This is a genomic window from Amphritea atlantica, from assembly GCF_024347255.1.
Taxonomy (GTDB): Bacteria; Pseudomonadota; Gammaproteobacteria; order Pseudomonadales; family Balneatricaceae; genus Amphritea; species Amphritea atlantica.
Genome location: NZ_AP025284.1, coordinates 3638769 through 3659454, shown reverse-complemented (window position 1 = coordinate 3659454; position 20686 = coordinate 3638769). Strand labels below are relative to the sequence as shown.

The following is a 20686-nucleotide window of genomic DNA, read 5'->3' as shown; positions in this document are numbered from 1 at the left end:
GTCATTGTCCTTGAACTTTACATCAAAAGCTTAACTTTGCCGCTCTGTTTAAAAGCTATAAGACGCTGAGATTGAACCGAAGCTGTGGGTTTCTTTCTGGGTATCAAACTCTTTGCTGCGGAATACCCGGGCGTATGAGATTTTCCAGTCCTCGACCAGCATGCTGGCACCGATACTGACGTCGCCGACCCAATTCTCTTTATCCACCGAGTGGCTGTGACTGAATGTGTTACCGTCCAGGAATATATCCCGTAAAACCCAACGACCATCTATCGCTATAAAGCCGTGCAGGCCAAAGTTCTGGTCACGGCTGTAACCGGAGGTGCTTTGGGTGCGGAGGTCATTGCTACCCGGGGCGCTATTGTCTCCTCCGGGGCGGAGTGAAGAGGTACCGAAGTCATCGGGAAGGAACCAGCCTAAACGAAACTCTGCACCAGCGTTGAGATAGGTGGCGACGTTGCCGAGACTGGCGCCACCATGCCAGATAATGTCGTATTCCAGTGCGCCTTTAATACGCTGAACGGGGGTGCGGTATTTTCGTTCATAGACCAGTTGCAGCCCCAGTTCATTGTTCAGCTGATTATCCCAGCCATCAAACTTTTCGATGCCGCGGACATCGTGCACCAGATCCTGAGCTTCTTTTGCCAGTGATGCCGGGCCGATAAGGCCGATATTCATAATGGCGGAATCCATCCGCTGTTTATGCTTCAGGTGGTAACCCATCCCCAGATAGAGCCAGCCGGCATAGGGGCGGTCATCGGGATCAACCGTGGTGCGTTTGTTGTCTTTTGGGGTAAACATCTGCTGCCCCAGGGTGACAACCAGGTTACGGACGATCTCATCCTGTTTCGGCGGGGTATCGTCAAACAGGCCCAGCGGTGCGGTGATATAACGGTTATAGCGTCGCGCCCACACTGGTAGTCGTTTATCATCCAGATAACTGGTCAGGTCCGGTGAGGTCCAGGAAAAACGGATGCCGTTGGTATACTGCTGATCGGTATCGGCAAACAGGTCGTTTTCCAGATAAAAGTTAAAGGTTCCGGGGTTGGACTCGCTGCCGAGCAACGCTTTTTTTTCACTGGCAAAGGGATCCGGCTGCGAGGGAGCCGCCATAAGCGGGGCCGACAGTGTCAGCCCGACGGTTAGTATTACGGCTGTGGTTTTCATTAGAAGAACAGGTTTCTCTGGGGTTTTTTAATCATGATCTTCCACACCACTACCAGCAGAATCAACAGGATAATCAGTGACAGGTGGGCCACGTTTAGCTGATAGAACTGCCAGTCAGGCACCGGGCAGATACCGGCATTGTCCAGTGTGGTCAGCAGGGCATTGAGACTGCCTTTTTCCAGCAGGACAGAGGTGCTCTGCTGACAACTTTCAGAGATATCGCTGGTGTCGGCAAACAGGCTGCGCACAATGGTCACCAGGCCGCCGGCAATCAGCAGCAGATGCAGTGTCGCCAGCAACCGCTGAAAGTAGACACTGCGGTTTATCAGAAAACCGAGCAGAAAAAATCCTGCCATCAGCAGCAGTATGATGCGTATTACCGAACACAGGGCGCAATTACTCTGATCTATCAACGGTTCGATGTAGATCTCTGTGACGGCCAGACTGGCAACGCAGATCAAAAAGCCTAAGAGATTGTTTGAACGATATGAGGGCTTACCTGAAACTTCGAAGGTGCTCACATTATTGTCCTGATCGTTTAAAGTTTATTTTTTAGACCACTGTCCGTCAGGGGTTTGAACATATTGTCCGGTCGGAGCCCGCTGGGTCAGACGCTGGCCAATACGCAACTCGATAATATTTATCTCCACACCTGCGTTGCGGGCGGTTTCTGCGTACGCTTCCCGACGTTTACTGTTGATTGTTTTAACCAGATTATCAACCTCAGGGGTGCTTTTTACGACGCCGAGATAGCCGTTAAGTTGTTCACCTACCAGTCCCTGATTTTTAGCATCATCCAGGCTGATCGCCCAGGCAGAGGGGGTGATCGCCAGGCTCAGCAGCAGGGTCGCGAATGTCAGTATATTTTTTATCTGCTTCATGGTGCTGCTCCTCAGAATAGTTCGCTGTTTTCTTCTAACAGGTTATCAATCTCTTTATCGACCTTAATCAGTATCTCGTGTTTGATCTTCACATTAAGATTAATAGTGATCGGTTCATTTGGAACAGCGACCTGTACGGTTGGTGTACAGGCAGCCAACATCAGCATCAAACTGCATAATGTCAGCGATTGTAGTGTTTTTGGCATATACATATGCTGTTCTCCGTCAATAGTAAAGCACGTTTATGATACCGTTGTGGCGGCCCTGCCTGATTGTAACCTGTCAACGGTATCGCTTTTCCAGTGTTTTCGTCAATTTGTCTGTAAATTGAAGGGCTTGTAACAATTTCGGGATGTTTTCCTCGATATTGATGGTAAAGTCGACTGGCTGCCCCCGGTTCCAGTTGGGATTATGTCCTTTCAGGTGGGTTTTTAGCAGGGCCTCCCCATCTGGCTGGTAATCCAGTTCAATTCCCAGACTCTCATAGCGCATGTTGCGAAGCGCATCAAAGGCGATGCCCAGGGCCGGGTTGGCTTCCTGTAACGCCAGAAACTCCGCCGGTGGCTCGAACCTGATCCAGCCCCCGTCCGGGGTGCTGAGAACCTGTCCCCCTGTGATGGTTAACGCCCCGTCGCTGAAGTGGACCGGCATCTGACCATTAAGGGTTCCGCTACCGGTGAGTCCCTCCTGCTGCTCCAGCGCGATCAGTTGCGCCAGGTCGATCCCTGTCACCGCGATTGCTGTCTTAAAGTCGGGATTATCCAATGCCAGTGTTACCGGCAGGGTGGTCACCTTTCCTCCGAGTAGGTCAACAGTGCTACTGTCGAGCTGTAGCGTCTGTTTGCCCGCTGCGCTCTGTTCAAGGCGGTAGCGTCCTGAGAAGTTTTGCAGTGGCACACCAACATCGATAAAAGCGATCTCTAACTGACCGCTATCCTCTAATTTACCGCGGTGGTTCTTAACCGTTTCTGAACTCCAGTCGATGTCGTACAGATGGGTCTGATCGTAACTGAAGCTGGCTTTGTTTGTCCGGTTTAACAGCCGCAGAGCGATACCCGTGTTATTCATATCCAGCCAGCCCTGCTGGTGCAGTGTGCCTGCGGTGAATACCAGTTCCGGGGGGATCTCCTGGCTAAAACGTCGCAGTAGTTTTTCGATGCCGGTGAGTGGCACGGCGGTTTTCCAGCTGCCGGTGGTGCGGTTGCTTGTAAGATCTGTGGTGGTTGAACCGCTGACCTCTGTTGCAGCAGCCAGCAGCTTGTCCTGCAGATTAAGGCTGAAGCGCTGGCTAACTTTTTCCGGGCTGATGTCAGCATGGCTGTTCAGTTTTATCAGTGGCAGTGGGTGGGCGTTGTAAACCCCTTCGATCTGGTCAGCTGTCAGATCGGCCTGCAGATGCTGGTCACTGAGCCTGATCTCTGACAGTGAGAGTGAAAGAGGTGCAGAGCTGATCTGTATATCTGGTTGTCCGGCGGATTTAATCGTCACTGGTTGCAGTCTGATAAGCAGATCTGTCCGGGGCAGCTGTAGCGTGTTGATACCGGACTGGCTGAGTGTTTGCACCGTGGTTTTAATCTGCAGGGGGTTAATCAGCTCAACCTGTATAGCATCGGAGCGAATTGTCGGGGCTCCTGACCCGCTCCCGTGGGCTGCAAACTGCTGACCGTTGGCGGATAGCTGCTCTATGGTCAGCGTCAGCTCATCGTTCTCCAGTAGCAGCGCTGAGTTCTGTTGCATATCCAGTCGCGCCAGTTCAGGGATGGGCCGCTGCAGGGCAACCTGACTAGAGACCTGGTAGTGATGACTGGTGGCACTGAGACCGCTGTCGAGGGGGATTTCGCTACTGCCTGAGAGCGTAACGGTGCCGGATATTTCAGGCAGGGAGACCGGCGCAGGCAATGCCATAAACGCCGTTAACAACGGCTGCTGCAATAGTATCTGCAGTTGTTCCGGGTAGAGGTTTGTCTGGCTTTGGACACTAAGCTGTGGTGCCTGATAGGACAGTGAAAAGCGGGCTTCAAGGGCGGGAATCTCCTGGGTGGACAGGGTCAGCTGGCCGGTATCCTGATGGTCAACCATCAGCTTCAGAGCGATCTGCGGGGCATCCTGAATCTGGTCAACACTGAGGCGGAGCTGCTCATTATCGGTTGAAAGATGACCGGAAAAAACCAGTGGAGGAAAGCTGTCGGTTTCAGAAGATGAATGGATATTGACCCTGAAGTGTTCCAGTTTAATCGTATCGGCGGGTAACTGCTTTAACAGATAGGAGGGCAGAGGAGGGAACGGCAGCTGTCCCGGTTCAGTCGTGGCTGCTGAACGCTGCGCTAAAGCCAGATCCAGCTGCAGCCCATCTATATGCAAACTTTTAACCCGCTGTGAATTAAATAACAGCCAGGGGGTGAAGCGCAGATCGATTGCTTCTGCCGTCAGGACGAACGACTGATCCGGAGTGCTTTTCTGTAGTTTAAGCTGGTTGATCCGGATCGTGTTAAGGCCGGGTCTTTGTAAGTCAAAGCTGGCATCGATCTGCTGCTCTGCCAAAAGCTGGCGGACACTGTATTCGGCAATTGCCGGAAGCGCTGCATAGACACTGGCTATCAGGAAGCACAGGAGAGCCGTGGCTATCAGCAGTTTGCGCATGCACCTCTCCCTGTCACAATATTAAACCCCGTTAAACATCAGATATCCTCCAGCTCCATCTCACAGAGCCGGTCGACTGCATCCCTCAGATGAAAGATGATCTTCGCATACTGGTCGCTGTCGGCGGCAATATCAATATCGCTGAGCCGGTCAGCTGTTTCTTCCAGCGAGGCGCCCTGGGCACTGATACCGTTATCATCCAGTAACCAGTATATCAGACCATAGATCTCTGCCCGGGTTTCAACCGCATCCAGATCCGCCAGAAAATGGCCGCGCAACTGTTGTAACAGCTTAAACAGTGGGTCATCCAGGTCTGTTTCTACATAGAGCCTTAGCAGGGTGTCGGCATCCCCGATCAGGTAATCTGCCGCCCCCGGTGCTGCCGCTGTTTCGCTGTCGCAGGGTTCAAGGTGAAACGCATCGTTGTGACTACGGATAATAAAACGCATATCGGCGTTGCCTGATCTTTTAAGGTTGAACTGAGTAAATGTTTCAGCCGGAGAGTCTGAGGGTTAACGGATCTTACGCACCACATTAAGGCCATCCCTGACGGTCAGGAAGACGTTTTCCACGTCCGGGTCCTGGGCGATAAGACGGTTAGTTTCCACCAGAATATCATCGATCTCCGATTCCGGTTGTACCACTTTGCCCGACCAGAGCACATTATCGAGTACGATCAGTCCACCGGGACGGGTCATCTCTTTTACCCGGTTATAGTAGTTAAGGTAGTTGCGTTTATCGGCATCGATAAAGGTGAAATCCAGTGTCAGGTCGAGGCTTTCGATGGTTTCCAGGGCGCGACCAAAGATCACTTCAATTTTATGGCCGTGTTCGCTGCGATCGTAGAAGGTCTGGGCAAACTCTATCGCCCGGGGGTTGGTTTCGCAGCAGATAAGCCGGCCATCTTCGGGCATCCCTTCGGCAATAGAGAGTGCAGAGTAACCGGTAAACATGCCGATCTCCAGCGCCACTTTCGGCTGATGGATCGCACTCAGCAGCTTCAGGGTGCGGCCCACTAAACGCCCGGAGAGCTTTTGCGGCCAGCCCATATTTTCGTTGGTTTTATCGATCAGTTCCTGCAGCAGGGGAGGCTCTTCGCCGGTATGGATAAAGGCGTAATCTTCGATGGCTTCATCAACCAGATACTGGGTCATTCTGTCTCTCTCAACATCACATGTCTGACCCGGACTTTCAGTGCCGTTGCCCTGTTCGGTTCCGGGTAAATTTTGCCGGGGATAATATCACTTTTGAGGCGTGTAGGGATAATGCTGTGTTACCCGGCCAATAATGATGAACGGTGACATTTTTCCGCTGTATCCGGGGATATGCCATAGGTTGGGGATGAAAAATCCCTTACAATGATCGTTTTTAAACATTGTAAAAGTGGAGTAACCCCTTGGACCCCCTGATTCTGTTTCTCTGTACCGGTTTTGTCTCTATGTCTGCTGCACTGAGTGCCGGGCAGCTGAATAAACTGGCGGATGCTGATAAGCCCGCATTTATGCAAAGCCGTAATGGTGCGGTAATGGTGATTATGGCGGGAAATCTGGGGGCGCTGACACTGATCGGTGCGCTGGCGTATGGTTTCCGGTTGCTGGAGTGGTGGATCCCGCTTAGCTCTGTTTTCCTCTCTTTCCCGGCCATCTCTCTGGGTATTACCCAGCGCCTGTTGGGTGATCGGGTGAATCTGTTTCTGATGCTGCCACTGACCCTGGTGTCTATCGGTCTGCTATATCATTTCTGGTAAGCTTATTCTCTCCATCAACAGGAATGACAATGATGACTGCCCAGCTGACTGAACTGTTAAATAGCCCCCTGATGATCGCAGCGTCAGGTGTCGTGCTGGGTTTGCTGTTGGGTCTGATCTGGTTGCAGCTGACAAAACAGAAACTCAGCAGTCAGCATCGTTCCCAATTGCAGCAAGCTGAGATGGAACAGCAGAAGCTACTGGAGCAGTTGGAACGTTTTCAGGTTGATCAGGCGATGACCAGCGACAAAGTTCAGTATCTGGAACAGGAGCTGCAGCTAAACAGTGCGCGGGTGCGGGATCTGGAGCTGGATCAGGTACGGTTGCAGCAGGTTGAGGCGCATAAATATGCGCTTGATGATCAACTGGCAGAGCAACAGGAGCAGATGGATAATCTGCAACGCTTATTAAGTCAGCGACAGGCACGTATTGCCGAACTGGAAAGCCGGCTGGAGAGTGAGCGGGAATCACAGTCAGAGAAACTGCAGTTGCTGACTGAAGCCCGGGATCAGCTGAAAAGCGAATTTCAGAATCTTGCGAACAAAATCTTTGAAGAGAAATCAGCGAAGTTTACTACTGCGAATAAAGACTCTCTCGGTTCACTGTTAACCCCGCTACGCGATCAGTTGGGCGAGTTTAAGCGCAAGGTAGAGGATGTCTACGATAAGGAAGCCAAAGACCGCCGCTCGTTGTATGAACAGATTACCCAGCTGAAAGAGCTGAATCAGCAGATGAGTATGGATGCGGTTAACCTGACCAATGCCCTCAAGGGCGAGAGTAAGACTCAGGGAAACTGGGGCGAGGTGATTCTCGAACGGGTGTTGGAACAGTCCGGTTTGCGAAAAGGCTATGAATATGAAACCCAGGTCTCACTCAGTGAGCAGGGACAGCGCTATATGCCGGATGTCATTATCCGTCTGCCGGACGAAAAAGACGTTATTGTGGATGCGAAAGTCTCTCTGACCGCCTATGAAAAGTACTGCTCTGCTGATGAAACCCCGGCACAGGAGCAGGCATTAGCTGAACACCTGCAATCGATTCGCAACCATATCCGGGGGCTGAGTGATAAAGCGTATCAGAGCCTGGAAGGGGTTCGATCCCTTGATTTTGTGCTGATGTTTATCCCCGTGGAGGGCGCTTTTTTGTTAGCCCTGCAGCAGGATAAAGAGCTGTTCAGCTTTGCCTACGAACGCAACATTATTCTGGTGAGTCCCTCGACGCTGCTGGTGACGTTGCGGACCATCAATAATATCTGGCGTTATGAGCGGCAGAACCGTTTTGCGCAGGAGATCGCCCGTCGTGGCGGTGAGCTGCACGATAAGTTTGTTGGTTTTGTCGAATCCGTGGAGGATATCGGGCGTCATCTTGGGCGCACTCGGGCGGCCTACGACACCGCGCATAAACGCCTCAGCAGTGGCAAGGGGAATCTGGTTAATCAGGCGGCCTCACTGCATAAGCTGGGGGTGAAAAACAAGAAAGAGCTGGATAAAAAACTGACTGATCATGCCTCAGAGTCCGACCCGGATGCTGAACAGCTGGAGATTCTCGACAGATGATCTCGGTGGTGGGTTATGGTTCGCTGTTATCAGAAAGTTCTGCCCGCCAGACGGTGCCAGCGCTGCAAAACTTTCGTCTGGTACGGGTGCCCGGTTTTCGACGTATTTTTAATAAAGTCGGTATCGTGTTTCTCAGCCGTCACGGAGCTGATCCGGAGAGCCTGCAACTGGCCTCCTGTTCAACGCAGAGAGTGGCGGGGTGTGACATTATCTGTAGTCAGTTTGAATGCTCCGCTGAGGATTTTGTCGGCCTCTATGAACGGGAACACCGGTTTCGCTGGATAGAGGTGGAAACCCTGCCATTAGACCCGTTACAGGCGCCTGATACACCCTCTGTGGGGCGGATGTGTACCGGTTATGATGATCTGGACTACCGCCTCAATAAATGTGTGACACCACAGGAGTATGAGCTGCGGGTAGGGCGGTTCTATACGGGGGCTATCTGGCGCGATGATATTCTGCCTTTCCCCCGTTATCTCGCCTTCTGTTTGCAAGCGGCCGCCTCTCAGGGCCGTGTTGTGCTGGATAACTTTCTGGACAGCAGCTATCTTGCCGATGGTCAGTCAACGCTCAGAGCCTATCTGGAACAGACCCCGGAGTTGCAGGACTGGCGTAATTTTGAAACGGGTTATCACTATCCCTCCCGCTAGTTCGCACGGTTATCTAGCTTTATTTTTGATCCTGTTTATAAATTATTTTCCCATCGTTGAATAAAAATTCGGCGGCATGTTTTGCCCGGTTGTTTTTATCAATATGGTGTTTTGAATTTTTATGGAAAATCAAAACTAAATATTGAAAATTCCTTAATTCATCAAAATTAAGTTTTGAAAATTCTCAAAATCATCAAAATTAAATATTGATATGTATATTTACAGTCAAAACTTAATTTTGATTTTTGTTTATTTTTTGTACAAAAAAGACGCGATATGTGATAAAAATAGAGGGGTATTCAAAGACGTGCTATATTTGCCGCAACGGCAGAGGCGGTAGGCGATTTGCCGCTAAAGATGGCAAAAAATTGCCGATATAGAGAAAAGGCTTCAAAATTTTACAAATATTTAATGGCTAAAATGTTGTGTTTAAAGAAGTACCCATTTTTAGCAATTATTTGGTTTATTTTTTGCTGTAGTTGTCAATAATATTGCAAACAGCAAAAAGAATGGTTTTACCGGGTAAAAAAATATCCGGGGTTGGTCAAATAACATTCAGGGCTGAAGCAAAAAGCAGCCGGTAAATTACCGTTTCTCGGTAGAGGGGCGGATAGCTAAGTATGTGACTGGATATGGCAATGACGAGCAATATGATCGTGGCACTGGATATCGGCACCTCGAAAGTGGTGTGTCTGGTGGGCGAGATTGGCCTGGATGGCACGATCGATATCGTTGGTATTGGCTCCCATGAGTCGCGGGGGCTGAAGCGGGGCGTGGTGGTGAATATCGAATCCACCGTGCACTCCATTCAGCGGGCCGTGGAAGAGGCCGAGCTGATGGCGGGCTGCAAGATCCACTCGGTGACGGTGGGGGTCGCCGGCAGTCATATCAACAGCATGAACTCCCACGGTATCGTTGCCGTCCGCGACGGCGAAGTGATGGAACATGATCTGGAACGGGTGATTGATGCGGCCCGGGCGGTAGCGATTCCTGCCGATCAGAAGATTTTGCATATCCTGCCGCAGGAGTATGTTATCGATAACCAGGAGGGCATTCGCGAACCGCTGGGGATGTCCGGGGTGCGACTGGAAGCCAAAGTACATCTGGTGACCGGCGCGGTGAATGCGGTGCAGAACATTGAGAAGTGCGTTAAACGCTGTGGTCTGGCGGTGGATAACGCGGTGCTGGAACAACTGGCATCCAGTTACTCGGTGCTGACCGAGGATGAGAAAGAGCTGGGTGTCTGCATGGTGGATATGGGGGGCGGTACCACCGATATCGCTATCTTCACCGGTGGCGCGATCCGCCATACCGCGGTGATCCCGATCGCCGGTGATCAGGTGACCAACGATATTGCCATGGCGCTGCGCACACCGACACCCCATGCGGAAGAGATCAAGATCAAATATGCCTGTGCGCTGGCCCAGCTGGCCAGCGCCGAGGACACCATCAAGGTGCCCAGTGTCGGTGATCGTCCGGCACGGGATCTGTCGCGGCAGGCGCTGGCAGAGGTGGTTGAACCGCGCTATGACGAACTGTTCACCCTGGTGCAGGCGGAACTGCGTCGCAGCGGTTTTGAAGATCTGGTGGCCGCAGGGATAGTACTGACCGGGGGCACGGCGAAGATGGAAGGGGCGGTGGAGCTGGCGGAAGAGATCTTCCATATGCCGGTGCGACTGGCGTTGCCAAAAGGTGTGCGGGGCATGGGAGATATCCTTAACAGCCCGATCTACGCCACCGGCATCGGTCTGTTGCAATACGCCAAACAGGATAGTCATCATCAGGGGGATGCCGTCCCGGTTGATGATGATGAACCAGAAAAAGAGAACATACTGAACCGGATGAAAGCCTGGTTTCAGGGGAATTTTTAGAACGTAACATAAGCAATACAACAGGTGCGGGTTGGGCACTGAACCTGGAGGATAAGGGACATGTTTGAATTAGTTAATAACATCGCGCAGAACGCCGTCATTAAGGTGATTGGCGTCGGTGGTGGCGGTGGTAATGCCGTACAGCACATGGTCTCATCGGAGGTTGATGGGGTCGAATTTATCTGTGCCAATACCGATGCGCAGGCTCTCAACAATATGGGCTCGCGCAACGTCCTGCAGCTGGGTGGCGAAATCACCAAGGGGCTGGGTGCGGGTGCTAATCCGGATATCGGTCGTGAAGCGGCGATGGAAGACCGTGAGCAGATTCTGGAGATGCTCAGCGGTGCTGATATGGTGTTTATCACCGCGGGAATGGGTGGTGGTACCGGTACCGGTGCGGCGCCAATCGTTGCTGAAGTGGCCAAAGAGCTGGGTATTCTGACGGTTGCTGTGGTGACCAAGCCGTTCCCGTTCGAGGGTAAGAAGCGGATGCTGATCGCCGAACAGGGGATCAAAGAGCTGTCCGAGCATGTCGACTCGCTGATTATCGTGCCCAACGAAAAACTGCTGCAGGTACTGGGTAAAAACTGCACCCTGATGAAAGCGTTCGACGAAGCGAATGATGTCCTTAAAGGGGCGGTGCAGGGGATCTCTGATCTGATTATCCGCCCGGGTATGATCAACGTCGACTTTGCAGACGTACGCACGGTGATGTCTGAGATGGGCACATCAATGATGGGTACCGGCTCAGCCCGCGGTGATAATCGTGCCATTGAAGCCGCCGAAGCCGCTGTGCGCAGTCCGCTGCTGGAAGATGTCGACCTGATGGGGGCTCGCGGTATTCTGGTGAATATCACCGCTGGTCTGGATCTAGGTCTTGGCGAGTTCAGCGATGTGGGTCAGGTAATCGAAGAGTTTGCTTCAGATAGCGCGACTGTTGTGATCGGCACCGTTATCGACCCTGAGATGTCTGATGAGATTAAAGTCACTGTCGTGGCAACCGGGCTGGGTGGTGCTGAAAAGCAGGATATCCGGGTGGTCAGTAATGGCTCGTCTGCTTCAGGTTCCCGTCGTGCCGCCAGCGCAGTCAGTGATTACAGCCAGCTTGAGCTGCCAACCGTTATGCGTAATCGCAACGATTCTGTCCGTGCTCAGGATAACCCTGTGGTTGAGCCGGAGCCTGCGTCAGAGTCACGTAAAACAGGTACGGATGATATGGAGTTTCTGGATATCCCAGCATTCCTGCGTCGTCAGGCTGATTAAAAGATAGCCCATTGGGGTATGTCCCACCCCTTATCTTTTAACAGCCAAACTTACCCCGCCTGCGGAGCCATCCCAGGCGGGGTTTTCTTTTTTAAGTCGCTGAAATCCCGGTTAGGTTGCGGTTTTCAACGAATCCGAAAAAAGTCGTTAAAAACCGTTCCAGATGTTTGATTTAAGTCCTGAATTCTATTAAAGTACGCGGCCTCTGATATCGGCATCAGAGAGAACGCCGAGGTTTACGACGGCGTTAACCCGCACCCAGATGTGCAGGTTATAAGTCTGAAAAGACAGCGTAAGCAACATACGTGGTGAGGTGTCCGAGCGGTTGACTCGGAGGCGAAGCCGCAGAGAACATCGGAGTTTACGACGATGGTAACGAGCCCGCAGGCGTGCAGGTTATAAGTCTGAAAGGACAGCGTAAACAACATACGTGGTGAGGTGTCCGAGTGGTTGACTCGGAGGCGAAGCCGGAGAGAACATCGGAGTTTACGACGATGGTAACGAGCACGCAGGCGTGCAGGTTATAAGTCTGAAAGGACAGCGTAAACAACATACGTGGTGAGGTGTCCGAGTGGCCGAAGGAGCACGCCTGGAAAGTGTGTATACCGCAAGGTATCGAGGGTTCGAATCCCTCCCTCACCGCCATCTAATTCATACAAAAATGCCCAGTCTCTGACTGGGCATTTTTGTATGTGCTAATTAGTGGCTGGAGATGGGAGTGGACGAGGACCCTCGACAGGGTTCGAGCCGAGCGAAGCGAGACCACATCGGAGCCTGCGACGATAGCCCGAAGGGCGAGGAGTGAAACGATGAGTAACCCCTCCCTCACACCTATACCAGGTTGTACCGGCGGCGGCAGGTCACTGTCAGAATATTAGAAAAGGGGCTGCAGCGAGAGATTTGGCGGCGTAGTTCCCGCAATAGAACTTGTTCTCTAGGTTTGACATATTGTCTTCACTGAAGTCGAAAGGCAGTGACTCGGACTGACCACAGTGAATGCATTGCTTAAGTTTTGTTGTTCTGACAGCGTAGCAGGAACAGCATTGCCAGCCGGATTTGGCGCCAGCTTCAGAGGCATATTTGGCAATTCTAATAAGATCATTCAGGCGTCTAGCTATGTTCTCGGCAATTTGAGGATCACTTCTTTCTCGGAGTCGTTGCTCTCTTAGCTCATTTGCTCGGTTAGCTTCTTGCAGCTTTGCCTGTTTTTTTGCCTCTATCAGGTCTCTTTTAGCCTGTACTAGGTCTTCGAATTCTCTTTTGCGTTGATCTTGTCTGGACTTGGAATGGAATAGCCATTCTTTAGCTTGTACTGAGTCAAGCATGAGTTCTCGCATAGCACTCAGGAAGCCTTTCGATTGCTCTTTGTAAGTGTCTGCAAGGAAATTCATTGATATACGAACGGTGGCTTCGTTGGGGCGTAGATAGTGCTTACTGTCAGCCATAACGAGGTTTAAGGGGTGTCCGTTGATACTGATTTCAATCCTGATCTTGTCGCTAGGAGAATCTGAGATGTTTGGAAAGTTGTTCAGTCTGTATGGCAAACGCTTAGCTTCAGTTATTAAGTACTCTTTTTCCAGACCAAGAAAACTATCTGAATGTACTACCTTGTATTCAGGGAGTGAAATCTCAGAGCCTTCTTCTAGTATCCGCTTAGCCATCCAGAAGATACAGCGGGCAAAGCTCGCAGGACAAGGATGGTCATCATCTACTTTCTTAGGTTGATGTGCGAAATGGTAGGCTTTTTCAGAGCCTTGTCTTGCTTGCATTGGCGCGCCACAAAATAAGCACTCGCAATCACAGGCGTTGCCTCGATCTACTTCCTCAGGTGCTACTGTTTTCCCTGTTGGAATATGTTTAGCGAAGGGTAACAATAAGGAACTCATTGTCTCTCCTTGTGTAGTAATCCGTTTACATCCGATAGAACTTTATACTAAGCCTTTTAATCTTAATATTATCCTTATTTACAGGGTGGGCTATGAGTAGGTGCTTTCTGCTAGTCGTTTTATGATCTCAGATATTCAGCCATGGGTCTTCATCAATGGGGTAGAACCCAAAACAATAGGGAGGGGCTAAGCCTCCTTCAGTCCATTTACTTGCTGTATTGATAGGTTTGACATCAGATGTCTTAACTTATATGTTTCGCGATAACACTATCCAAGTGTTATCAACTTTCATGTCGTGAGACACGAAGAGATTCACAATGCAGTATGAAGTTTATGATGACAATGGTTGCCCGTTAGGTGTTGCGCCAAAGTGTTTACCCAGAGCAAAGCCTACTTAATGCAGGTATATGATCTATGAGGATCGAGGTAAGAGTCTTTACCCGCTTGGCCTATACCCGTTACTAGACAATGCTTTAAGGCAACTCGGGAGACTTGAAATAGATGGTGTGAAAGCTCAGATCATTCGATATAACGGTTAGCTTACTGGCCGACACTTTCGATCATCTAATAAATAACGAAAAAGCCTGGTTTAACCACCGGGCTTTTTTATGTTTGGAATATGGGCTTCGTCTAAGCCCTGAACAATATCCCCCATTCCCCCCATTCCCCCCATTCCCCCGATTCCCCTAGAGCCCCCCTGATAACGCTTGTATACTAGCCGCAATTTTGTCTCAGACTCACCATGGGTTCACTATTTTGCATACACTTGCGCAGTTAAAATCCGGCGAATTAGCGGGTATTCAGCACCTGAAATTGTCAGAAAATTTGACCACTTTCCCCATGGATATTCTGTCGCTGGCGGATACTCTGGAAATTCTTGACCTGTCCCACAACCGGTTGGATGCATTGCCGGATGAGCTGAGACAGCTGCATAAGCTTAAAATCTTGTTTGCTTCAAATAATCGTTTTGAAACGCTGCCAGAGGTGCTGGGTGAGTGCACTAATCTGGAGATGGTGGGGTTTAAAGCGAACAGAATAAGCCGGGTGCCGGAAAACTCTCTACCACCCCGGTTACGCTGGCTAATCTTAACGGACAACCGGATTGAAACTCTGCCAGAGACGCTGGGCGAGCGGCCCCGGTTACAAAAGTTAGCCTTAGCGGGTAATCGCTTAACCGATCTGCCGAAGAGTATGGCTAAGTTAACCAACCTTGAGCTAGTGCGTATCTCTGCTAACCAGTTGAGTGAATGCCCTGAACAGTTGCTTGATCTGCCGAAACTCGCCTGGATTGCGTTCTCGGGTAATCCATTCAGTCGCTCAGACCTGAGGATTGAATCTGTTCCGCTAATGCAGTCATCCAGCTTTACCCTGCAGGAAGTGTTGGGGCAGGGGGCATCAGGTGTGATTTCAAAAGCGGTGTGGAATGAGGATCAAACCCACTTTCCTGATGAGATAGCGGTGAAGGTATTCAAAGGTGAGGTGACCTCTGATGGCTATCCGGAAGATGAACTGCATGCCTGTTTAAAGGCTGGAGAGCATCCCAATCTGGTTAAGCCATTGGCGCAGGTGGATGAAAATGGCTATCTGGCGCTGATCATGAACCTGATTCCACCGCACTATCGTAACCTGGGATTGCCGCCCTGTTTTCAGAGTTGTACCCGTGACAACTTCCCCGAGGGTGTTTCGCTATCGATCGAACAGATCGATAAAATTGTGCAGCAGATGGTGAGTGTCTTCAATCATTTGCATGATCAGCAGGTCTGTCATGGTGATCTGTATGCCCATAACACCCTGTATGACGAGGATGCGAATATCATATTTGGTGACTTTGGCGCGGCCAGTATGTATCACATGCTAACAGAGACACAGCAGGAAAAGATCAGACAGATTGAGCGGCGGGCACTGCATCATTTTATTGATGACCTGTTGAGTATTTGTGCTGAAGCCGATCAGCAGAAGCTTAAATTTATGCGCCTGAAACAGAAAGCTACGCATTAGCGTGTCAGGATAAAAGCAGAAGCGGCGATCATCTCTCTTTCAGCTGAATTCAGCATAAATTGAAAACGATAAAGCCTGGTCTGACGATCGGGCTTTTTTGTATCGGACACATGATAGGAACCAGGTGCGGTGAACTCCCCCAGTTTTTATATAGATATTGGTTGCATTGTCTGTCTGTGCTTATGACAAATTATATTCAGGTCAATGAAGCTACATATCTATTATCAGCTGTTAGCCGGCGATCTTAGTGTGGGGTAGTGGGTAAAACGATGAGTTCTACCGATTCTGTTTAGGTATTGTAATGCAGCTGTATGGCGTTTGCCGGCCATATATCAATATATCTGGGTGATCATGGCGATTGTTGGTTTCCGCTCTGGGTTAGCATAGCTAATCGTTTCGGTTAGGAAAGATCGTTTTACAGCGATAGGTGGTTTTTCTAAGGTGGGCATAAAGTAACTCAGTAAAGAGATCTTCTGTTATGTCTGTACATCAAGCAAAAATTAACTGGCAACACAACCCCCACCGTTCTGATTCAGCGACGTACTCGCGCAATCATCAGGTCAGCCTGAATGGAGATCAGCAGCTTAAGGTATCGGCCTCGACGGAGTTTAAGGGAGATCCGAACTGTGCAGATCCCGAGCAGATGCTGGTGAGCGCTGTTTCCAGCTGCCATATGCTGTTTTTCCTGGCGATCGCAGAGTTTCAGGGGTTCCAGGTTGAATCATACGAAGACGTTCCTGAGGGATATCTTGAAAAGAACGCTAAAGGCGGTATGGAAATTACCCGTATCGTTCTTTCCCCCAGTGTGACATTCGCCGGTGATAAACAGCCCGATCAGCAAACCATTGCGAAAATCCATGCCAATGCACATAAAAACTGCTTTATCAGAAACTCTGTCACAGCCAGTGTTGAGATCAATCATTCTTAACAGTTGATATTTTGTGAGGGATTCTATGAATACTAATCAGTTAAACGAGAGTATTTTGCTGCGTAGCGATGAGAAGGGTGCCGTTTTTCTCTCATTAAACCGGCCGGATAAATTAAATACCTTGTCAGAAGCGATGCTGGCTTCACTACAGCAGGAACTAGATAGTATTGCTGCTGATCCCACCGTACAGTGTGTCGTCCTGAGTGCTGAGGGGCGTGGGTTTTGTGCCGGGCACGATCTGCAAGAGATGCGCAGCAACCCAACGCATAGTTACTATCAGGAGCTGTTTCGTCGTTGTGGTCAGGTGATGCAGAGCATCCTTAATCTGCCAGTACCAGTCGTTGCAAAGGTCGGTGGTATCGCCGCCGCTGCAGGCTGTCAGCTGGTCGCCAGCTGTGATCTGGTGATCGCGGCCAGGTCGGCCCGATTCGCCGTTCCGGGCATTAATGTGGGGTTGTTCTGTTCAACCCCGGCGGTTGCCCTGTCACGCAATATCTCACCTAAGCGGGCATTCGATCTGCTGGTGACCGGCGATATTATTGATGCCGATACCGCGCTGGAATGGGGGCTGATCAGCAGTGTGGTTGATGATGCGGATCTGGATAACGCCGTTACGGAAAAAATCGAAAAAATTCTCAGTAAGAGTCCTTCTGCTGTCCGGTTTGGCAAATCGATGTTTAATCCGCAACGCCAGATGTCGCTGGCTGATGCCTATGAATTTGCCGGCAATGTTATGGCGGATAATATGATGAGTCCCGACGCGGGCGAAGGTATTGATGCCTTTCTTGCCAAACGGGCACCGGTCTGGGAAAAGCCGGCGGGCTGAGGTTTTTATCTGAGAAAGCCAGTGTGGATCTGCTGGTTTTACTGGCTTTCAATGAATTTAGCATTAGATATTGACGTTATCAGACATACTTTACTGGCGCAGGTGAGATAGCTTATCTGACGTAGAGGTCGCTGATGAGTCTTACACAAGAGTAACAATAAAATGACCGAGCAATGTGCATTCAATCAGGCGCTGGAGAAAAACACGGCTAACTATGTCGCACTGTCGCCACTCAGCTTTATTAAGCGGGCCGCAGCGGTGTATCCGGACAGGTCTGCTGTGATATACGACGATAAAGTCTATTCCTGGCGCCAGACCTATGGCCGCTGCTGCCAGTTAGCCTCGCTGTTGCAGCAGTTTGGTATTGGCCGCGGCGACACAGTGTCAGCCATGCTGCCAAATATTCCCGCCATGTATGAGGCTCATTTTGGCGTGCCTATGGTTGGTGCCGTGCTGAATGCAATCAATATTCGCCTGGATGCTGAAGCGATAGGTTTTATTCTTAACCACAGCCGCACGCGGCTTTTACTGGTGGATACAGAGTATGCCGATGTCATCGAGAAAGCGCTGACTCTGGTCGAAGGAGATGCCCCGATTGTTATCAACGTTGCTGACTCTGGCTATGAGGGAGGGCGGCTGCTTGGCGATTTTGAATATGAAGCATTACTGGCTGAACAGCCAGAAGAAACTGAGTGGAAACTGCCAGCCGATGAGTGGGATGCCATTGCGCTGGGCTATACCTCCGGCACCACCGGAAATCCCAAAGGCGTGGTCACTCACCATCGTGGTGCTTATCTGAATGCCGTCAGCAATACAATGTCATGGAGCTTACCTTCAAAGGTGGTATATCTGTGGACTCTGCCAATGTTTCATTGCAATGGCTGGTGTTTTCCCTGGACACTGGCTGCGATCGGTGGAACCAGTGTCTGCCTGCGTAAAGTTGATGCGGAAAAAATTCATCAACTGATGCGACAGCATCATGTCACCCATTATTGTGGTGCTCCAATCGTCCATTCGATGATTGCCGATGCTGCCGTCACTCAGGAAACCTCGATCGATCACAAGGTCTGTGGATTGATTGCCGGTGCCGCACCGCCAGCTGCAGTTCTGGAACGGATGGAGCGACTTGGATTTGAGCTGACCCATGTCTATGGTTTGACTGAGACTTACGGCCCTGCTTCGGTATGCGTTAAGCAGGATGACTGGGCAGAGCGCTCACTTGACGAACAGGTGGTACTTAACGGCCGGCAGGGGGTGAGCTATCCACTACAGGAGGAGATCACCGTACTCGATCCGCAGACAATGCAGCCGGTGCCAGCCGATGGCACCACGGTGGGGGAAATCATGTTCCGGGGCAATATTGTTATGAAGGGTTATCTCCATAACGAGACCGCCACCGAGGAGGCGTTTGCCGATGGCTGGTTCCATACCGGTGACTTAGCGGTAGTGCATGCTGATGGCTATATCAAAATTACCGACCGCTCCAAAGATGTCATCATTTCGGGCGGTGAGAATATATCCTCTCTGGAAGTTGAGGATATCATCCAGCGACACCCTGAAGTGGAGCTTGCTGCGGTTGTGGCTATGCCGGATGAAAAGTGGGGTGAAGTGCCTGCGGCGTTTGTACAATTACGCCCCGGTAGCGAGCTGAGTGAAGCGGCAATCATTGATTTTTGCCGCAATAACATGAGCCGTTTCAAAGCACCTAAGCGGATTGTATTAGGTAGCCTGCCAACCACCTCAACCGGAAAAATCCAGAAGTTTGCATTGCGTCAACAACTGAGACCTCAGGCAGGCGTGTAATTAAAATATCCAAGCAGGGGAGCTGCTGCATCACTGTCGGTAAATAATAGTCATGGAGGTGATAAGCTATTATAGTTAGCAGTCTGTTATCGTATTGGGGTACAGCCGTACCCCGTTGATGACTCTCGTTTTTTCTAAGGGCAGATTCTATGTCTCGACTCCCCCCGATGATCGCTCTCTCATATTTTGAGGTTGCCAGCCGCACTAAAAGTTTCGCTAAGGCTGCTCAGGAGCTAAATGTTACCCCTGCGGCGATCAGTCATCAGATCAAGGCGCTGGAAGCCTATCTGGGAGTCGAACTGTTTGTCCGTCACCACCGTCGGGTCAGCCTGACCCCCGCCGCACGTGCAGCGTTGCCTGAGCTGCATGAAGGCTTCAAAACATTGCAACAAGCCGTCGACAATATCCGCCTCTTCAGTGAAGAGCGGAGTGTCGTGACCGTGTGTGCAGAACCCCTGTTCGCGACTAAATGGATCGTGCCACGCCTGCACCGTTTTTATGCTCGCTGTCCGGAAGCGGAAGTGCGGTTACAGGCCAGTCTGCATACGGTGGATAAGTGTCGTCATAGTGACTTCGAAGGATCTCAGCTAAAGCGGGCGGGTATCGATGTCTCTGTACGCCTGGGGTATGGCGATTATAAGGATCTTGCCCCACAACGCTTAATGAGTCTGGAGTTAGTGCCGATGGGGACGGCAGAGCTTACTGCCAGTCTTAAGAGTGCAGAGTCATTGGGCAAGCAAACGCTGTTATGGGACAGTACGCTGTCACGTTTTAAAGATTCCTGCGGCTGGCATGAATGGTTTTTACAGCAGGCATCGGAGCATATCGGTTCCCTGCGAGAACTGCGTTTTGGCAACGGCCTGCTGACACTTGAAGCGGCGCTGTCCGGACAAGGCTTGCTGCTGGGTAGTAAAGCGCTGCTACAGGCAGAGCTTGCTGCAGAAAAACTGCAGGTAGTGATTGATCATCCGATGCACTGTGATCAGGCGTACTATGTTGTCAGTGCCGGGCCAAATAATGAACGGGATATTGCCCGGCAGTTTCGTGAGTGGTTGCTGGATGAGGCCAGCTTGCCCGACGTCTGAGCCCTGAATTCCTGTGTCTGTTTTAACCTTTACCCGCCAATCCTTCTACTGATGTTCTCTCTGGATAAAATGTTGTCTCCGGCTGTAGTCCAAATGGTCTAAAACGGCTTCAAAACAAGACTGATTATTCAGTTTTACCGCAGTGCTTTAGGCCCTTCTATCTGCCATTACCTCATATTATTTACGCTGATCAAACGATTTAAGTACGGTTCAATTTTGTCGTATCGGGTGGGATTGAACATTTTGTTGGCTTTGACACACAGATTCGAAAATCCCTCTAGTGACGAATCAACTGGTTCAGGTGTAAAGGGTGTCTGGGCTGACGGCAAGACCTGATTGCCGATGCCTGCAGAGGGTTATCAATTATAAATAGCAGGGTTGACCA

The 20686-nt window shown here is 50.6% G+C and carries 18 protein-coding genes, 1 tRNA gene and 1 other RNA gene; 12 read left to right on the top strand and 8 right to left on the bottom strand.

Annotation, left to right across the window (positions count from 1 at the left end):
- Window positions 1-48: 48 nt before the first annotated feature.
- The 7 genes from OCU43_RS16900 to OCU43_RS16870 form a co-directional block, all read right to left on the bottom strand.
- Window positions 49-1167, bottom strand: a complete 1119-nt coding sequence (locus OCU43_RS16900) for a lipid A deacylase LpxR family protein (RefSeq protein WP_091359356.1) — start codon at window positions 1165-1167, stop codon at window positions 49-51.
- The gene (locus tag OCU43_RS16895) at window positions 1167-1688 is read right to left on the bottom strand and encodes a disulfide bond formation protein B (RefSeq protein ID WP_091359358.1); all 522 of its coding nucleotides are present in this window, start codon (window positions 1686-1688) and stop codon (window positions 1167-1169) included. The genes OCU43_RS16900 and OCU43_RS16895 overlap by 1 nt, the downstream gene beginning before the upstream one ends.
- A gap of 24 nt (window positions 1689-1712) precedes the next feature.
- Window positions 1713-2048 carry a YdbL family probable chaperone protein gene (locus OCU43_RS16890; protein WP_091359361.1) on the bottom strand — a complete coding sequence of 112 codons (336 nt, stop codon included), beginning with the start codon at window positions 2046-2048 and terminating at the stop codon, window positions 1713-1715.
- A gap of 11 nt (window positions 2049-2059) precedes the next feature.
- On the bottom strand, window positions 2060-2260 hold the full coding sequence (locus OCU43_RS16885; RefSeq protein WP_091359363.1) for a YnbE family lipoprotein: 201 nt from the start codon (window positions 2258-2260) through the stop codon (window positions 2060-2062).
- A 70-nt stretch (window positions 2261-2330) separates the two neighbouring features.
- The gene (locus OCU43_RS16880) at window positions 2331-4688 is read right to left on the bottom strand and encodes an intermembrane phospholipid transport YdbH family protein (RefSeq protein ID WP_091359366.1); all 2358 of its coding nucleotides are present in this window, start codon (window positions 4686-4688) and stop codon (window positions 2331-2333) included.
- A gap of 38 nt (window positions 4689-4726) precedes the next feature.
- Window positions 4727-5137, bottom strand: a complete 411-nt coding sequence (locus OCU43_RS16875; protein WP_091359369.1) for a hypothetical protein — start codon at window positions 5135-5137, stop codon at window positions 4727-4729.
- Window positions 5138-5200: 63 nt separating this feature from the next.
- Window positions 5201-5842 carry an O-methyltransferase gene (locus OCU43_RS16870; RefSeq protein WP_091359372.1) on the bottom strand — a complete coding sequence of 214 codons (642 nt, stop codon included), beginning with the start codon at window positions 5840-5842 and terminating at the stop codon, window positions 5201-5203.
- 242 nt (window positions 5843-6084) lie between these two features.
- Here OCU43_RS16870 and OCU43_RS16865 point away from each other — a divergent pair, with 242 nt between their 5' ends.
- The 7 genes from OCU43_RS16865 (at window position 6085) to OCU43_RS16835 (ending at window position 12609) form a co-directional block, all read left to right on the top strand.
- Window positions 6085-6435: a hypothetical protein gene (locus OCU43_RS16865; RefSeq protein WP_091359374.1), complete on the top strand. Its 351-nt coding sequence runs from the start codon at window positions 6085-6087 to the stop codon at window positions 6433-6435.
- 29 nt (window positions 6436-6464) lie between these two features.
- Window positions 6465-7991: a DNA recombination protein RmuC gene (locus tag OCU43_RS16860; protein ID WP_245756590.1), complete on the top strand. Its 1527-nt coding sequence runs from the start codon at window positions 6465-6467 to the stop codon at window positions 7989-7991.
- On the top strand, window positions 7988-8641 hold the full coding sequence (locus OCU43_RS16855; RefSeq protein ID WP_091359381.1) for a gamma-glutamylcyclotransferase: 654 nt from the start codon (window positions 7988-7990) through the stop codon (window positions 8639-8641). The genes OCU43_RS16860 and OCU43_RS16855 overlap by 4 nt, the downstream gene beginning before the upstream one ends.
- 632 nt (window positions 8642-9273) lie before the next feature.
- Window positions 9274-10512 carry a cell division protein FtsA gene (gene ftsA / locus OCU43_RS16850; protein ID WP_091359384.1) on the top strand — a complete coding sequence of 413 codons (1239 nt, stop codon included), beginning with the start codon at window positions 9274-9276 and terminating at the stop codon, window positions 10510-10512.
- Window positions 10513-10572: 60 nt separating this feature from the next.
- Window positions 10573-11775, top strand: coding sequence for a cell division protein FtsZ (gene ftsZ, locus OCU43_RS16845; RefSeq protein WP_091359388.1), 1203 nt, complete (start codon window positions 10573-10575; stop codon window positions 11773-11775).
- A gap of 557 nt (window positions 11776-12332) precedes the next feature.
- Window positions 12333-12420, top strand: a tRNA-Ser gene (locus OCU43_RS16840).
- A 55-nt stretch (window positions 12421-12475) separates the two neighbouring features.
- Window positions 12476-12609: non-coding RNA, RtT sRNA (locus OCU43_RS16835), on the top strand.
- A 32-nt stretch (window positions 12610-12641) separates the two neighbouring features.
- Here the strand turns inward: OCU43_RS16835 and OCU43_RS16830 are convergent.
- Entirely contained in the window at window positions 12642-13661 is a 1020-nt protein-coding gene (locus OCU43_RS16830) for a hypothetical protein (protein WP_091359392.1), read from the bottom strand.
- Between the two features lie 756 nt (window positions 13662-14417).
- Between OCU43_RS16830 and OCU43_RS16825 the strand changes: the two genes are divergently transcribed.
- From OCU43_RS16825 to OCU43_RS16805, 5 genes are all read left to right on the top strand, one after another.
- Window positions 14418-15659 carry a leucine-rich repeat-containing protein kinase family protein gene (locus OCU43_RS16825; RefSeq protein ID WP_091359395.1) on the top strand — a complete coding sequence of 414 codons (1242 nt, stop codon included), beginning with the start codon at window positions 14418-14420 and terminating at the stop codon, window positions 15657-15659.
- Between the two features lie 478 nt (window positions 15660-16137).
- The gene (locus OCU43_RS16820) at window positions 16138-16587 is read left to right on the top strand and encodes an OsmC family protein (RefSeq protein WP_091359398.1); all 450 of its coding nucleotides are present in this window, start codon (window positions 16138-16140) and stop codon (window positions 16585-16587) included.
- Window positions 16588-16612: 25 nt separating this feature from the next.
- On the top strand, window positions 16613-17413 hold the full coding sequence (locus OCU43_RS16815; RefSeq protein ID WP_091359402.1) for an enoyl-CoA hydratase: 801 nt from the start codon (window positions 16613-16615) through the stop codon (window positions 17411-17413).
- Between the two features lie 162 nt (window positions 17414-17575).
- Complete coding sequence (locus OCU43_RS16810) at window positions 17576-19216, top strand: acyl-CoA synthetase (protein WP_091359405.1); 1641 nt, start codon at window positions 17576-17578, stop codon at window positions 19214-19216.
- 149 nt (window positions 19217-19365) lie between these two features.
- A complete protein-coding gene (locus OCU43_RS16805; RefSeq protein ID WP_091359408.1) occupies window positions 19366-20301 on the top strand; it encodes a LysR family transcriptional regulator in 936 nt (311 codons plus the stop codon).
- Window positions 20302-20686 lie beyond the last annotated feature (385 nt).